Genomic DNA, 15,505 nt, shown 5'->3' with positions numbered 1-15,505 from the left:
CGTGCCCGCCGAACCCGACCTCCTCGCCGACGCGGACACCGGTGTTCGGCCGCGCCGGTTGCGAGGCGACCGAGGCGCGGCCGACGGCGGACTGGAGATCATGTTCGGCGCCGTCGCCATGATCTGCTTCGTTCTGCTGATCGTCGAGACCGTCAGCTACTGGCATTCTCGCAACGTCTTCGACGAGGCCGCCGCTGAAGGCGCGCGCGTCGCCGCTGCTTTCGATGGCACCTGCTCGGCGGGGGCCTCGACCGCCCGGTCGTTGCTCGAACGACGCGCCGGCGGATGGTCATCGGGCGTCGCGGTCGGCTGCGACGAGGCGGACGGGATCGTCACGATCACGATCTCGGGGAGCACACCGGGTGTGCTGTTCGACTCCGCCGGATTTACCGCGTCGGTCACCCAGTCCGCGCCGAGGGAACGATGACCACCCGGCCCACTCACCGTGACGCCGGGTTCGTGACGGCTATCGAGGTCGTCTACCTCGGCATCGCCGCGCTTGTGCTGGTCACGTTCCTCGGCTTCCTCGGTCGGCTTTCTGCAGCCGGGGTCCAGGTCACCAACTCCGCTCAGGACGCCGCTCGCGCAGCTGCGATCGCCGGTGATCCGGACGAGGCCCGAGCGGCTGCGCAGACGGCGGTGTCCAGGTCTGGTTTGCCCGGGCGCTGTCAGGGCGATCCGACCGCAGCCTTCTCGTGGCAACCTTCCGAACTGGGCACCTGGCAGGGAAGCGTGGTCACCGTCACCGTGTCGTGCACGGTCTCGAATCAGACGCTCACCGGCGTCTGGACACCCGGATCGAGGACGGTCAGTGTCAGCGACAGCCAAATCGTCGAACGGTTCCGGCGATGAGTCCTGGCGACGTTCGTGACGACCGAGGCTCCGCGTCGGTCGGACTCGTCCTCCTCGTCGTGATCGTGATCGCGGGGTCGGGACTCATCTTCGACGGCGCCCGCTACCTGTCGGCCGAACGCCACGTCAGCAACACAGCCGAAGGCGCAGCCCGAGCGGCCATCGCCACCGGGTCACCCGCTGACGGTCTCGATGCCGACATCGCCCGACAAGCCGCCGTCGAACACGCGACCGCGCTCGGCGTCCCTGCCGCCGACATCGCGGTCACGTTCCCTGCCCGCGATCTCGTCGTGGTCGTCATCACCGAGCGTCGGCCTGCCACCTTCACCCGCTTCGCCGGCTCGACGAGCCTCGTCGCGCGAGCAGAAGGCCGCGCCCGACTGGAGTACTCGTGAACAACACCAAGACCCTCGCGCTCCGAATCGGAGCGGCCGCACTCCTCCTCGTCATCGTCGTCGCGCCACCCGTCGGCGTTGCAGCTCTCGTCGGACGCCCCTATCCCGAGTGGGCCACGCTGAGCAACGAGATCGAAGCCGGCCAGGTCTCCGTCGACACCGTCATGCGAATCGCCGCAGCGCTCTTCATCGGGCTCTGGGTATGGCTCGTCGCGACGATCGCCGGCGAGGTGTTCCGCATCATCAACACCCGCCGAGCCAACTCCACGGCGCCGATTCGTGCACGCCAAGAACCCGTCGGCTCGGCCGGCGTAGGAGCTCTGCACCGACTCGTCCGGGTCGCACTCCTCGGAACAGTCACCACCGCAGCCACCGTCTCCACCTGGTCGAGCGCCGTCGTGGCCACCTCGCCGACGCTGGCGAGCCTGACCCGAACCGACACGCCGATCTCGGCACCCGCCGACCCCGCCGACGCAGTTCCCGCAGCACCGTCCACGACGACGATCGTCGCCGACGGGCGCAGCACGCCGTTGTCCGTCGCCGTCGACCTCGGCGACGAGAACCTGCGCGACGACATCGTCGCCATGAACCGATCGTCTCAATGGGCCAGCGGCGTCTTCCCCGCCGGCATGCTCATCACGATCCCCATCGTGGAAACCGAGATCGCAACCGCCCCACCCGCCGAGGACGCGGCGACTCGGTACGTCGTCCAAGACAACGACGGCATGTGGAACGTCGCCGAAGCACTGCTCGGCGACGGAACACGCCACCACGAACTCCGACTCCAACTCATCGGCCAAGAAGTCGCCCCCGGAGTGATCTTCACCGCCGACACCCACGTCATCCATCCCGGGTGGGAGTTCTCGATCCCCGAGTCGCCGCCCGCCACGAACCTCACGTCGGTCGAAGTCCAGCGAGGCGACTCGCTCTCTCGCCTCGCCGATCAACACCTGGGCGACCCCGACCGCTGGCCCGAGATCTGGGAACTCAACGCCAACCGCACGATGACCGACGGACGCACCTTCGACGACCCCGACCTCATCCTCCCGGGATGGCAACTCACACTCTCGCAACCGACACCGGACGTTGAACCACCGGCCGCGCCGGCGAGCGAGGCTCCCGATGATCCTCCGACCTCGCGCGAGACGCCAGCTCCCGCGGAGTCGCCGGAGCCTGACGATGCCACGCCTTCGCCCACACCGGTCGTCCCACGATCGTCCGCCGAACCCACCGGTACGCCAGTCGTCGCAGAGCCGTCGATCAACGGGCAAGTGCCCGCACCCACATCTCCGCCCACGACACTTCCACCGCCGAGCACCGCCCCGACGACATCGGACTCGAACAGCGCCGAGAAGTCAGCGACATCGGTGTGGTCGACGACCGACCGATCCATCTGGCCACACCTGACCGTCGGAGCGCTCCTCGTCGCCGGGCTTGCCGAGACCATCCGCCGCCTGCGCAACCGACGCCTCAGTCGCCTCACCCCGGGCCACCGACTCACCGATCCTTCCGGCGTGGCCGCCGGAACGGAACACGCCATCCGACGCGCCGACACCACACCGATCCGCACCACGATCCACGGACTCCTGCGCTCACTGACCCCGTACGCCGCCGAACAATCCGACCCGCCCGCCGTCAGAGCAGTCCAGATCGGGACCGACCGCGTCGAAGTGCTCTTCTCCAAGCCCGCCCCGATGCCACCGACCGGATGGTCGACCATCGATGGCGGCAACTCGTGGACCCACCGAATCGAAGACTCGACCGGCGAATCCCGACAACTCCTCACGCCCGCCCTCGTCACCATCGGCGTCCGCACCGACGAAGCAAACGACGAAGTCCTCCTCGACCTCGAGACAGCCGGCAGCCTCACCATCGCCGGCGACCGAGACTCATCGCTCGGTCTCGCACGATCCGTCGCACTCGAACTCGCCACCTACCCACTCGGCGTCTCCATGGACGTCTGCCTCATCGGGCTCTCGGTCGACGGCACCGAACTCTGCGATCGCGTCTGGCACGACACGACGATGACCCGCGCCGTCCGCGTCGCCAAACAACGACTCGACCGCTCGGCCACCGAAGGCACAACCAACATCGTCGCGACCCGAGGCGGCCTTGACGAGGACGACGGGGCCCACGACCCACACGTGTTCGTCGTCGACCTCGACGCACTCGATGACGACGACCGCTCGCTCGTCGACGACCTCGTACGACTCTGCCAACCATCGACCGGAACAGTCGCCGTCGTCGTCGGTGACCACGACGACGCTCACGAGCGAATCCACGTCTATGCGGACGGCACCTGAAGCGCCCCGGGTTTGGTAGAGGCCGGGGTTATTGAGTCCCGGCCGGGTTGGCGGGGACGATTTGACTGTAGTGGGCGGTCTCGAATGCGGTCGGGGTGGTGAAGCCGGGGCCGGGTTCGATCTCGCCGTGGAGACGTCGGTGGTTGAACCAGTCGACGTAGGTGAGGGTGGCGAACTCGACATCGTCGAGACCGCGCCAGGGACCCTGCTTGTAGATCAGCTCCCACTTGTAGAGCCCGTTGAACGACTCGACGAGGGCATTGTCGTAGCTGTCGCCCTTGGAGCCGACCGACGCGACGATGGTGTTGTCGGCGAGGCGGTCGGAGTAGCGAACGGACAAATATTGGACTCCGCGGTCGCTGTGATGGATCAGCTCCGACAGGTCCGCGCCCTGGCGTTTCCGGTTGAACACGGCCATCTCGAGAGCGTCGATCGCCAGATCCGACTTGAGTGATCGGCTGGCCTGCCACCCGACGACCATGCGGGAGAACACGTCGACGATGAACGCGACGTAGACCCAGCCCGAGTGCGTTTTGACGTAGGTCAAGTCCGCCACCCAGAGCCGGTTCGGTGCCGGCGCTACGAACTTGCGATCCACCAGATCCGCCGGCCGATCGAGTGCATCGTCGCCTTCGGTGGTGCGGATCCACACCCGTCCCCGCCGGCAGCCCTGCAAGCCCATGTCGCGCATCAGGCGCTCGACGGTGCAGCGAGCGACTCGGACCTCGTCTTTGTTCAGTTGGTCCCAGATCTTGTCGGCGCCGTAGACCGCAAGGTTCTCCTCCCACACCCGCAGGATCTGCGGGCGCAGCTCCGCATCACGAACCGCACGTGCCGACAGCGGGCGCTTCTTGGCGGCGTGATACGTCGACGGGGCGATCCCAACCGTGTTGGCGATCGACTCGATACCCCACCGCAACTGTCCGCTGCGGTTGTTCTTGTGTTCGTCGATGAACCGGATCACTTCGTTGATCGGCGGTCGAGTTCCGCCCCGAAGAAATGCGCCGCCGCCTTCAAGATGTCGTTGGCGCGCTTCAGCTCAGCGTTCTCGCGCTTCAGGCGTTTCAGCTCCGCGAGCTCGTCGGTGGTGGCGCCGGGCCGGCGACCGGTGTCGGTCTCAGCTCGTCGGACCCACAGCCGGACCGTCTCGGCCTTCGGGCCCAGCTTCTCGGCGACCGAACAGATCGCCTCCCACTGGGATCCGTACTCGTGCTCGTGATCGAGCACCATCCGAACGGCACGCTCGCGCAGCTCGTCGGGATACTTGCTTGGCATCACTCCATCCTCTCAAGGAACAGAGCCTCCACGAATCCCGGGGCGCTTCAACCGCTCGATGGTCCGGTGTCGAACTCCACGCACCCAACGTCACCCGTGAAGCGGCAGGTGAGGTCGCCGTCATGCTCGACCACGTCGCCAACGCCGGCAGCGAACCGATCGAACCCAACGAATTCGTCGTCGCCCAACTCGAACCGCTGGAAGCGCACGGTGACGGTGAGTCGACAGACGGTCTGGATACCGACGAACCCGACCAGGACGAGCCGACGGACGACGACACCTGCGTCGAGCCGTACGAGTACGAGCCTCAACACCACGACGTCGTCGTCCAAGTGATGGGCAACGTCCAGACCCACGGCGCCGACCTCACCGCGGACGAGACCGAACTCCTCGCGCTGCTCTCCTGTCTCCGCCACCAGACCGAGATCCACATCGGGCTCGTCCACGAATCGGTCGCACCCGAGCGCGCCAAGAAGACCGTCGAGAACCGGATCTCTCGCCTGCGAGGTCGACTCGGCGTCGGCAGCGACGGCCACGACCTCCTCCCCGAGGCCTCGTCGGGACGCAACGGGCGCAGTCACTACCTCGTCAGCCCACTCGTGGTCACCGACGTCGATCTCCTGGAGCACCGCTACCACACGGCCGGGAAACTCAGTTCGAGCGACGCGCTCGACGTCATGCGCGACGGACTCGAACTCATGAAGGGACCACTCTTCCGTGCCCGGAAGGGATTCGACGGCTGGCCGCAGAGCGAAGGTGTTGCGGTCGCCATGACCGCCGTCGTTCAGAGCTACGCCACCCGCCTCATCGAACTGGCCGTCGACGTCGACGACATCGCCCTCGTCATCCGCACAACCGCGACCGCCGGCCGCGTACTCGACAACCCGCTCTCGGAGTTCCCGATGCGTCAAGCCGAACAGGCCTACGCCGACGCCTGCGGCGACACCGAACTCCTCGCCTCCGTGGAGGGAGCAAGACAACGTCTCATCGAATACATCGACGCAGACGATGCGCTCGCCGATGTGTAACGACAGTTCGGCTGACAAACCGATTGAGTCGGAGCAGCGACTGCAAGACTCTGGCACGACAGCAGGCGCTTCACCCGTCTACCAGAATTGTGTGATGTGACTTGGCTTTGCGTCGAGAATGCCTTTCGGGTGTCCGTCGGACTCTCGCTCCGGCCTCGTCGATGTCACCGGCCTCGGGTCGTTCTTAGTTGCAACGACTATTTCAACCCCTGGATCGGAGCGGCGGGCAAGTGAGCACCGTTTCGAGCACAGCCATCTACGGTCGACGTCAGTGGAGTTGTCAGGCGATGTCTGCAGCGTGTGCCTCGATCATGAGGCGTGTCAACTGCTCACCCCGGGTGGCGATGAGATCGATCTTGTCCTGAGACATCTTGGAGAAGTTCGTGGGGTAGCCGACGACGTCGTCGCGTCGGATCAGGTTGGCCGGGACGATGGTCCGGAGTTGGGCGTCGTTCTGGCCGAGGAACGGCAGAACAAATCCGCGAAGCGCCCCGCTGGTGGCGTGCTGATGTAGGAGGGCTTTGCCGTTGTCTTGGACTTTGCGGTACACGGCCTCGAAGGATCGTTTCATTCGCGTGGGCCACCAGGTCGGGTATCGATCGGCTAGTTGTCCGTGTCCGGCGTCGGCCGAGACGATGAAGTCGACCGGGTGGACGTTGGTGCTATGTCGGGGATCCCGGTCTGGGAGGAGACACGACGTGCCGAGGTTGTCAAAGACACCGCCGTCGGTGATGAGGAGTCGTTCTGTGGAGGCGTTGCCGCGTCGATCGACGAAATTCCAGGTGACGTCGAGCGGGGGAAGGGCGACAGGGTAGGCGGCCGAGGCCGCGACCGCTGTGGCGACGTCGACGTCGTTCTTGGCAAGAGTGCCGTAGCGGGTGCAGCCGGACTCGGCCGAGCCGAATCGGAACGCGGAGCCCGAGCGAAGGTCACAGGCGTTGATGATGACGTGCAGCTTCCGCCTTGGTTCGGTGATCTTGGTGTTGCCCAGCAGGTCGTGGATGACGCTTTCGAGCGCGGAGGTTCGGTTGTGACGACGACGCAAAGAACCCGCCGATCCGCGATCGCGTCCTGACTTCTTGCTGGCGGTCCTGCGTCGAAGGGGCGAGACGATCCTCGAGACAATGCCCGTGACGGGGGATCGGAGGGTGCCGAGTGCTATTGGTGGTGTGTGGCGGGATGCCAACAGCGATCTAGCGAGGCGTCTATTGAGGCCGGATCGGAGCAGTGTGGTGATTGTGTCGTCGAAGGTTTCGAAATCCTCGTCGCTGTACGCCCAGAGCGCTCCGATGAGTGATCCGCCCGACACGGTGGAGAGGACTTCGATGTGGTCGAGCGCGCGTCGGTCATGCAGGGCGCGGAGGACTCCGAGGTGAAACGCGACGGCGCGGAACCCTCCTCCGGACAGCGCAAGGCCGATTCGATGATCGGGCGGCGATGGCAATGGGACGATCTTCGGTTGCGCTAGAACCATGGCGGAAAGGGCCCGGTGGCGGTCATAGAGGTAGGCGCCGACGCTGAGGTTCTCGTCATTGCCTCCGAAGATGACGAGGAGCTGTTTGGGAAGCGACCGTTCGTTGTTCGTGATGATGTGATGCATTCCAGCGAAGTCGGTCGGGCTCGGAACCGGAGCTGTTTCAGGATGCGTGTGCCACATGCCCACGGGCTGTGAAGCGTGCCGTGATCGCTCGGCGATCGTGCGGGCTGCAGAGTCGATGCCGGCGGTGCCGCAGACAAAGCCTTGCGGTGAGGCTTGACTGTCTGGTGGTGGACCGAGTACGTCGGTGATCCACAGTGTGCGCAGGGCGTCGTCTCGTTCGCCGAACAAGACGCCCCCGGTCTCGCTGCCGGGGGCGAGGCGCTCCGACCGCCGGATCCATGCTCGGGTCTCGGCCAGTGCTGCCGGTGAGATGCGCACCTCGTAACCGCTGAGCGGATCATCCACGATGAGATCGGGCTGAAACACAGCGTGATGGATTAGGGGCGCCGGCTCAACGGGGGTCGATACGAAAGTGGCGGCCATTTCTGCGCTCTCGTCGGCAAGGTGACGAGTGCTGCAAAGCAGCATTGATGTGGCCAGCATGGCGACGTCGGTCGCCGAACCGGTGAAGGTGGGGCTTGAGCATCCCGGTTCGGGGAAGAACAGGTCCGCTCGCGCGGGGTCAGGCCAGAACTCGCAGGCGTACCGGCGCAGCTCAGGCCGGCGCGCTGCGACGACCTTGGCTTTGCGTACCGCGTCAGCCGCACCGCCGGTGGCGTCCGCCTTGGCCATAGCGGTGAGCCCATGTTGGGCGTCGTGGCCGATCATCATCACGACAATTGAGGTCGAGCATGGATGTGTGGCGCGGAGGTGCTCGAGGCGTTTCGCGACGGTGGGTGATGCGGTGAGGTCGATGATGACGTCCGCGTCGCCGCTCCATCCAGCTTCAACCGAAGGTATTCGTGCGAGATTGCCCGTCTCGCTGGTCACGTCGAAGTCGGGTCGGATCCGACGCAACCGGGCGGCGAGAGCGATCGCTTTCGCGTCGCCGATGTCATCGTCTTCGAAGTTCTGACGTACGAGGATGCCCGGTGCGACCGTCGAATGGTCTCGCAACGTGAGCCGCCCAACACGGGATCGACAGAGTTGCTCAGCGACGACCCCGCCGAGCGCACCACATCCCCAGATCTCGACTGACTTCCCGTGCCACCACTGCAGTATCGATTCCTCGTCGCGTGGGCGGGTGACTTCGGGTCGAGCTTCGCGTACTGGGCACCATTCGACGGGCGCAACCTCGGCCCAGCGCTGGAGAGCATCGCGAAGCGATGTGCGGAGTTCTTCGAGTTCGGCGCTGTCGGATTCTTTGGGAATCGCGGTCCGGAAGCTGTCGACGTGTTCATGTTCGATGCGCCAGACGGCGAGGTGTTGCCGACGGTCCTCGGAGCGGCCGCGCATCGGTGTGCCGATCGCGATGTGTACATGGCTGCCTTCGTCGATGTCGGCGATAAGGGCGAGAAGTCTGATGACTTGATCAATGTGGCTCTACGCGGCTGAGCGTGGTGGGTGGCTTCGCAGTCGTGCGGTGGGGTGAGTGTGCCAGTCGACGCCTGCGTGGAGCAAGAGGCGGAGTCGGTAGTTGTCGAAGCTGGCGAAGCCGTGGCCGACTCGTTTGATCTTCTTGATCAGCAAGTTGATGCCCTCGGTCGGCCCGTTGGAGAGTCCGCCGGTGGTGTGGAACGCGAGGATCTCGGTCTCCCACGAACTGATTGTCTTGGCGAGGCGGACGAGTTCGCCGACCTCGGCGTCAGCCACGAACGTGTAGAAGACGTGGAGTCGTTGGCGGGCCTCAGCGAGGGTGCCGGCGGTGTAGATCTCCCGAACGAGTTCCTTGCCCAGCCAGGCTGCTCCGACCTCGCCGTAGCGGTCACCGACCAGTCCCGCCTCGACGCGTTCGAGCTGGCGTTCGGTGAGGCGTTCGTAGCCGCGTAGCAACAGTCGGCGAATGCCGTAGAGCGGATCACCGGTGCGGCCTCGGTGCCCGAGGGTGTCTTGTTGCACCCGTCTGCGCACGTCGTCAACAGCGCGGTTGGCGAGCCCGACAGCATGGAACCGGTCGACAACGACGACCACGTCGGGCAAGGTCGCGGTGAGCCCGTTGGCGTAACCGCGGTGCGGATCGAGAGCGACCTGGTCGATCCCGGCCAGCCAACCAGCGGGTTGTTGTGCGAGCCAGGAATCAACAGCAGCACCGGTCCGGTCCAACACGACGTCGAGGAGTCGCGGTCGGGCGAGGTCGACGAAACCAGTGATGTAGCTCGTGTGACCGCGATGCTTCGATGGCCGCTGGAACGCTGTCTCGTCCAGGCCGAGCTTGGTGACATGGCCGATTCGATCGGGGTCGTTGACGAGGCGTCGGCCGTGCACGTTGACGGCGTTCATCGCGCACGCCCAGCCGACACCGAAGTCGCGGCCGACCGCCGCGACCGAGTCGCCGTCCTCGCCGACCCGGCGACAGATCTCGAACCCGGCCCGCTCGGTCAGCGACGCCCGAGACGCGATCGCGTCGAGGGTCTCGGTCCACGTCACCGTCGCACACAGCGGCTCGCGGCAGCGCCAGATCCGCTTCACCCAAACGAGCACCGTCGCTCGTCCCCACGTCGCCAGATCGCGCACCCTGACACGCCGACGGCCGTGCGCTTTCGCGATCACTCCGCACGAGCGGCACCCGACCCGGTCGTTGGTTGTCTCGATCGTGATCGTCACCTCGACGCCGACCTCGACAGCGCAGATCCGCACACCAATCAGCCCGAGCAGCGCGTCCGCGTTGCTACCTTCAATCATCCCGTGGTCTCCTCGTCTCGCAGTTGTGGAAGACCGCAAGACTTGCGAGGCCACGGGACCTCAACAGTGGATGCTCAAGAAACCACCACCACGCTCAAGCGCGAAGAGCCATCAATGTCGACGTTCGCGGCGGCGAGTTCATCCAGGAGCGCCTTCAGGCGGTTCGGGAACTCCATCGGGAGTGGGGTGTTGAACAGGATCGCTAGCGCGACGGGCTGAGTGAAATCGTCGGCGGTAATGGCTCCGAGTTGTCTCCACCCCACGATGTCGAAGCGTCGGTCCCCGTGTTGTTCGAGCAGTGCGACGCCAAGCCACGCTTGGTCTCCTGTATCGGGGGTGTCGGCGCGCGGGATGAACATGGCGGTGTGCGCCGTCGTGTAGGCAACCGGTGGATGAATCGGGGCCCCGTCTGGGTCGAGTTCGCCTTTCGCGGCGGCGTCGAGCCAGTCGAGCAGCCGACGCAGGAAGCTGAACATGCCACCAGATGGGTTCCATTCGGCCTCAAGGGACTGGTACAGGCACAGCGAGTTGCCCCATTGGACGTGAGGCGTTCCCTTCCAGCGCGTGTGACCCGAGTACACCGAGGGATGGGCAAACGGGAAATCCTTCGGAACGATGATGCGGAACCGTTCGCGTGATCTGATCGTGATCCCGCCCGGACTGTGCTCGATGCCGCGACAGTCGATGGACACCTCGATACGGATAGCGCCCGAGTCTTGTTCTGACGCCGAAACAACCGAGAGGGCACCGGGTCGAGCAGAGGCGACCGCTTCGAGGTCGCTGAGGGCTTGTGCCTGCCCCGGTGTCACCGACGCCCGAAACCGACAGTCGTAGCGACCGGTTCGGCTCCGCCGCGAGCTGCGTCGATTGCCGCTGCTGCCTGCGAAGCCTCCACCGGAGCGGCGCTGCTGCAGAGCGCGATTCCGTCGGCGTCGACTTGGAAGGCGATCGGTTCGTCGCTGTCTTCGTCATCGCCGGTGCACAGAAAACCGGTTGGAGCGATCTCTTCGTATCTTTCTCTCGCGATTGCGTGCGGTGGGTTGTCGCCCTTCTTGTTTGTGGAGGGCACCTTCGTCGCTGACGCGACGATCCATCCGTCGTCGCCGCCGGCGACCTCTATCAGGTTGAGCAGGTCTTGTTTGAGAACGGGCTCGTCGTCGTCCGCTTCTCGGAAGTACATCGCCGACTTCGCGCAGTGGTGCGGCGTCAAGAACACATCCCAGGCCTTGTCGTCGTCGTCGGAGTATTCGAAGATCCGCTTGAGCGGCGGGTAGTCGAGGTCCCCGAACAGCATCAGGCGCCCGATGCCTTCGCCCTCGGTGAGCGTGAGCTGCATCGCCAGGCTGGTTCGGTTTCGTTCGTCAGTGTCGCTGTCATCACCAAACGGCGCGTGAAAGAACGCTCGAAACGTCCCGTCCAGGTCGACGCCGTCGAGGACGGTCGTGGACTCACCCGGCCGACTCTTGCGCTCGTCGGGGATGTGGGTGAAGTCGTCTTCGGCGAGGATGTCGTCGTTGCCGATGATGCGGATTCGATCCCCGGTTTCGACGTCGCCGTCTTCGTACTCGTCGATGCGGCGTTGCGCCTCGTCGCAGAACGCTTGCGCGTCATCGGAGAGTCCATCGTCGGTGTCGAACTCGCGAATGATCCGGGGAGAGAACCAGAGTTCGCCGATCGTGCAGCGTTCAAGGAGTTCGGCGAAGCCCTTGCAGTGATCCTTGTCCGGGTGGGTCAGAGCAAAGACCGCCAGGTACGGCTCGTCGTCGATTGTGGGAAGAACATCGTCGATGAGCGTGTCGATGACGGGGTGATAGGGCTCGGTGTCGTCGTCCGCGGATTCGTGATGCTGAAGGTCGACCTGTATCACGATGTTGTCGTTCACCTTGATCGTTGTGCAGTCCCCGCAGCCCACTGGCCAGAACACGAACCCACGATCTGGAAGCCCTACACCCATCGCCTACTCCTTGTCCGCAGTGAGCGTCATCGACCGGCGGTCGAACTCACACTGGTGTGATTCTACCGACCCGGTGTTGCCGTCGCGGCGAGAAGCTCATCTACGTGGTCGGCTGTTTGACGGCGAAGGTGCCGTCGGCTTGATGCCAACCGGACACGAACTTCCAACTGCCGCTCGGTGCGTTGATGGCGTGCCGGGCGGTGAGGCGTTGGGTGTGCTTGTCGCCACGGAGCGCCGTGAGGCCGAGTTCGCTGTGGCTTCCGAGCACCACGTTGGCCGAGCTACAGGGCACGATCGCCTCATTCCAGAATGTGCTATCTGGTAGGTCTGAACCGGAGTTGGTGGTGGCGACTGCAATCGGGTCGTGACACCACCGATCGAGTTGTTCAGCGAAGGTTGTGTTGATGCTGCCGTGGTGTGGGATCTTGACGAAAGTTGCGCCGGCGCGGTGCCGGTTCGGTTGTGCATCCTGCTCCTCGAGCACTCCTTGCCATCCGAACTGATGGTGATCGTCCATGTCGGCACCGAGCAGCGCTCGAATACCATCACCGGCTTAGAGCCAGATCACGACGCTCGACAGGTTGGCGTGGACGCCGGTGAGGGCGACGGTCAGCTCACGACCGTCGTCGACCGTTGGATCTTCGCTGAGGACATGGGCGCGGTGGGCCAGCCCGCCGATCGGGGCGATCGCGGTCAATTTGGCGAGAGCTCCGTCTGCGTCAAGCACGGACATGTCCGGTCCGTGCGCTGGTCGGTTCATCGCTCCGGGGCGCCTGGCCGAGCGTCGCCAGGCGTTCACGACGGACTCGACGCCGCGCAGTTCGAGCTCCCCGCGATCGGATTGCCCAAACGCCTCGAGTGCCTGCAGGCCCCGTTCACCGGCGTGTTCGATATAGGGTACGTAGAACGGTGCGCGCTTACAGCGGCGTACGAGTTCACCGATGCCTGCAAAGTGGTCGTTGTGGAGATGGGTGAGGACGATCGAGACGACGACGTCCTCGACGTTGAGGTGCAGTGCGTGTTCCAAGTACCTCGAGGCGGATGGCTCGCGGTTGCGTACCGTCGGGTCGCCGGGATGCGCCCCTCGGATCTCTGCTTCGATGAAGCTGTCGATGACCGTCCACATCCCGTTGCCGACGTGTACGACGATGGACTCGCCGATCCCGCGTCCGAGCACGGTGATTTCGATCTCATCGGTCGCCGGCGGCGACGTCCACCACGTCACTTGCTAGTCGTCGCTTAACAGGTCGTGCAGTGTCAGCTTGGGCCCGATGACGTAAGCGCAATTGGCTAGTTCGGGTTTCTCGTCAGTGGATGCTGGAGTGTCGTAGACGTACCAGTTGATGATCGAGCCTTCGTTGAGACTGTCATGTTGGCTTGCTGGCACGATCTTGAATGGCAGCGCTGCGGCGTCGCGTTCACCTACGTGGACATCCGAGGTGACCTGGGCGCGGAACGTGCCTCGGCGACGGTCGACGCGTGTCAGCTCTCCCACCCACTTTTGTTCGACGAAGCCCCGGACGGGCGATTCTTCGACCTTGTGGCTGACCGTGGCGTGCCACTTCCGGACGGCAGCTTGGATGGCATCGTGGCCAGATGAGTGAGTGCTGGCGACGATGCCGTCTCGCGTCACGTCGTCGAGGCGATCCGTTGTGACGTCATCGGGCTCGTGCCAACCGAGTCGGCTATGAGAGGCACTGCTCAACACTGCGTTCTCACCGGTGCGGTAGATCCTGTACACCAACTGGTCGGGGCCCTCCGTCACGGTGCTCGGGACTGCCACGCCGAGATCGTTCCCGACGTCCAGTGCCAGCGAGGTGATCATTCGGAGCGTCCGTTCGTCAAGGCCGTCATCGTTGACCGCCAGAATGTAGGCGAGTTCGTTGGTCGTGAAGCCAAGATCCAACACTCGTCTCCCGATCCGTGCTGAGTCTCTTCCCTCGGCGTAGTCGACGATTTCGCTCCACGCGAGGAGACGGATCTGGTCCTCTTGGTGCCGCTCGCTTGTGTTGGCGACAACCCAGAACAGGTGCAGGAGCAGTTGGGCCCACACCTGATCGGCGATCGCGACATCTGCGCCCGCCGGAAGCTCTTTGGAGTTGACCCGATCTGATGGACACGGGGGGGTCTGCTGCACGTTTCGGTGACATCTGATCTGGCTTGCCCTCGGGGTGGGCCTGGAAGGATGTTGCTATGCCGAAGCCATACCCGAAGGAGTTCCGCGACGATGTCGTGAGAGTCGCCCAAACCCGTGAGGAGGGGGTGACGTTGGAGCAGATCGCGAAGGACTTCGGGATCCACCCGATGACCCTGTCGAACTGGCTCTCCCAGACCGCGGTCGATGCCGGCATTAAGCCTGGCAAGACAACGGCCGACAACGCCGAGCTACGCGAGGCGAACAAGCGGATCCGGTTGTTGGAGGAGGAGAACGAGGTGCTCCGTCGAGCTGCTGCGTATCTGTCGCAGGCGAATCTGCCGGGAAAAGGATCTACCCGCTCGTGAGCGAGCTTGCTGCTGACGGGATTCCCGTCACGGTGACGTGTCGGGTGTTGAAGCTCTGCCGCCAGGACTACTACCGCTGGCGCAACCACCCGGTCACCGACGCGCTGCTCGATGAGGCGTATCGCACCAACGCGATCTTCGACGCACACGCCGATGACCCCGAGTTCGGGTATCGGTTCCTTGCGGACGAGATCCGCGCTGCTGGGTTTGACGCGTGCGACCGGACCGTGTGGCGGATCTGTCGTGACAACGCCTGGTGGTCGGTGTTCGGCAAGAAGAAGAGCAAAGCGTCCAAGCCCGGCGCGCCCGCTCACGACGACCTAGTGAAACGCGACTTCACCGCAGCCGGACCCGACGAGTTGTGGCTCACGGACATCACGGAGCACTGGACGCGCGAAGGAAAGCTCTACCTGTGCGCGATCAAAGACGTCTGGTCGAACCGCATCGTTGGCTACTCGATCGACTCGAGGATGAAGGCCCGCCTCGCCGTCAACGCGATCGACAACGCGGCTGCTCGACGAGGCGGTGACGTGGCCGGCTGCATCCTGCATTCCGACAGGGGATCGCAATTTCGTTCCCGCAAAGCCCAGCGGGCGTTGGTCCGTCATGAGATGGTCGGATCGATGGGCCAAGTCGGCTCAGCGGGCGACAACGCCGCCATGGAATCGTTCTTCTCGCTACTCCAGAAGAACGTGTTGAACAGGCGCACCTGGACCACCCGAGAAGAGCTCCGGATCGAGATCGTCACCTGGATCGAACGCACCTACCACCGACGCCGGCGACAGCCCCGCCTCGGCCGATTGACCCCGATCGAATACGAGACCATCATGAGCCCGACCACCAAGGCCGCCTAACAAACCCAACCTGTCACCAGA

At 64.6% G+C, this 15,505-nt stretch carries 15 protein-coding genes; 7 read left to right on the top strand and 8 right to left on the bottom strand.

Annotation, left to right across the window (positions count from 1 at the left end; all coding sequences use genetic code 11):
* Nucleotide 1: 1 nt before the first annotated feature.
* Genes ACOOHC_RS18160 through ACOOHC_RS18145 form a run of 4 tightly spaced genes read left to right on the top strand, consistent with a single transcriptional unit; the run spans nt 2 to nt 3,550 of the window.
* Entirely contained in the window at nt 2-427 is a 426-nt protein-coding gene (locus tag ACOOHC_RS18160; RefSeq protein ID WP_420451774.1) for a hypothetical protein, read from the top strand.
* Nucleotides 424-852, top strand: coding sequence for a hypothetical protein (locus ACOOHC_RS18155; RefSeq protein WP_420451773.1), 429 nt, complete (start codon nt 424-426; stop codon nt 850-852). The genes ACOOHC_RS18160 and ACOOHC_RS18155 overlap by 4 nt, the downstream gene beginning before the upstream one ends.
* Complete coding sequence (locus ACOOHC_RS18150) at nt 849-1,247, top strand: pilus assembly protein TadG-related protein (RefSeq protein ID WP_420451772.1); 399 nt, start codon at nt 849-851, stop codon at nt 1,245-1,247. Before ACOOHC_RS18155 ends, ACOOHC_RS18150 begins: the two co-directional genes overlap by 4 nt.
* Entirely contained in the window at nt 1,244-3,550 is a 2,307-nt protein-coding gene (locus ACOOHC_RS18145; protein WP_420451771.1) for a LysM peptidoglycan-binding domain-containing protein, read from the top strand. Before ACOOHC_RS18150 ends, ACOOHC_RS18145 begins: the two co-directional genes overlap by 4 nt.
* A 28-nt stretch (nt 3,551-3,578) precedes the next feature.
* On the opposite strand, the gene ACOOHC_RS18140 is transcribed toward ACOOHC_RS18145, so the two are convergent.
* Nucleotides 3,579-4,825 (bottom strand): IS3 family transposase gene (locus ACOOHC_RS18140; RefSeq protein WP_420451160.1). Its coding sequence is split into 2 segments (ribosomal slippage): nt 3,579-4,552 and nt 4,552-4,825, totalling 1,248 coding nucleotides; the frame shifts between segments, so codons are not numbered across the junction.
* A gap of 122 nt (nt 4,826-4,947) precedes the next feature.
* Between ACOOHC_RS18140 and ACOOHC_RS18135 the strand changes: the two genes are divergently transcribed.
* A complete protein-coding gene (locus tag ACOOHC_RS18135; protein WP_420451770.1) occupies nt 4,948-5,853 on the top strand; it encodes a hypothetical protein in 906 nt (301 codons plus the stop codon).
* 280 nt (nt 5,854-6,133) lie between these two features.
* Here ACOOHC_RS18135 and ACOOHC_RS18130 read toward each other — a convergent pair whose 3' ends face one another.
* Complete coding sequence (locus ACOOHC_RS18130) at nt 6,134-8,521, bottom strand: patatin-like phospholipase family protein (RefSeq protein ID WP_420453828.1); 2,388 nt, start codon at nt 8,519-8,521, stop codon at nt 6,134-6,136.
* A gap of 15 nt (nt 8,522-8,536) precedes the next feature.
* On the opposite strand from ACOOHC_RS18130, the gene ACOOHC_RS18125 reads away from it, so the two are divergent.
* The gene (locus ACOOHC_RS18125) at nt 8,537-8,887 is read left to right on the top strand and encodes a hypothetical protein (protein WP_420453872.1); all 351 of its coding nucleotides are present in this window, start codon (nt 8,537-8,539) and stop codon (nt 8,885-8,887) included.
* Here the strand turns inward: ACOOHC_RS18125 and ACOOHC_RS18120 are convergent.
* From ACOOHC_RS18120 to ACOOHC_RS18095, 6 genes are all read right to left on the bottom strand, one after another.
* The gene (locus ACOOHC_RS18120) at nt 8,876-10,174 is read right to left on the bottom strand and encodes an ISL3 family transposase (RefSeq protein WP_420450218.1); all 1,299 of its coding nucleotides are present in this window, start codon (nt 10,172-10,174) and stop codon (nt 8,876-8,878) included. The genes ACOOHC_RS18125 and ACOOHC_RS18120 overlap by 12 nt on opposite strands.
* Before the next feature lie 74 nt (nt 10,175-10,248).
* Nucleotides 10,249-10,983 carry a hypothetical protein gene (locus ACOOHC_RS18115; protein ID WP_420451769.1) on the bottom strand — a complete coding sequence of 245 codons (735 nt, stop codon included), beginning with the start codon at nt 10,981-10,983 and terminating at the stop codon, nt 10,249-10,251.
* Nucleotides 10,980-12,056, bottom strand: a complete 1,077-nt coding sequence (locus ACOOHC_RS18110; protein ID WP_420451768.1) for a hypothetical protein — start codon at nt 12,054-12,056, stop codon at nt 10,980-10,982. The genes ACOOHC_RS18115 and ACOOHC_RS18110 overlap by 4 nt, the downstream gene beginning before the upstream one ends.
* Nucleotides 12,057-12,228: 172 nt before the next feature.
* Complete coding sequence (locus ACOOHC_RS18105; RefSeq protein WP_420451767.1) at nt 12,229-12,645, bottom strand: hypothetical protein; 417 nt, start codon at nt 12,643-12,645, stop codon at nt 12,229-12,231.
* 36 nt (nt 12,646-12,681) lie between these two features.
* Entirely contained in the window at nt 12,682-13,353 is a 672-nt protein-coding gene (locus tag ACOOHC_RS18100; RefSeq protein ID WP_420451766.1) for an MBL fold metallo-hydrolase, read from the bottom strand.
* Between the two features lie 3 nt (nt 13,354-13,356).
* Complete coding sequence (locus ACOOHC_RS18095) at nt 13,357-14,265, bottom strand: hypothetical protein (protein ID WP_420451765.1); 909 nt, start codon at nt 14,263-14,265, stop codon at nt 13,357-13,359.
* 56 nt (nt 14,266-14,321) lie between these two features.
* Between ACOOHC_RS18095 and ACOOHC_RS18090 the strand changes: the two genes are divergently transcribed.
* A protein-coding gene (locus ACOOHC_RS18090) for an IS3 family transposase (RefSeq protein WP_420451764.1) occupies nt 14,322-15,484 on the top strand; the annotation gives its coding sequence in 2 pieces (ribosomal slippage) (nt 14,322-14,606 and nt 14,609-15,484; 1,161 coding nt in all).
* The last annotated feature ends 21 nt before the right edge of the window (nt 15,485-15,505 follow it).

This window comes from Ilumatobacter sp. (assembly GCF_965215205.1).
Classification (GTDB): Bacteria; Actinomycetota; Acidimicrobiia; order Acidimicrobiales; family Ilumatobacteraceae; genus Ilumatobacter_A.
Note: the sequence above shows the minus strand (reverse complement) of the source record. Positions and strands in the feature narration are given on the sequence as shown.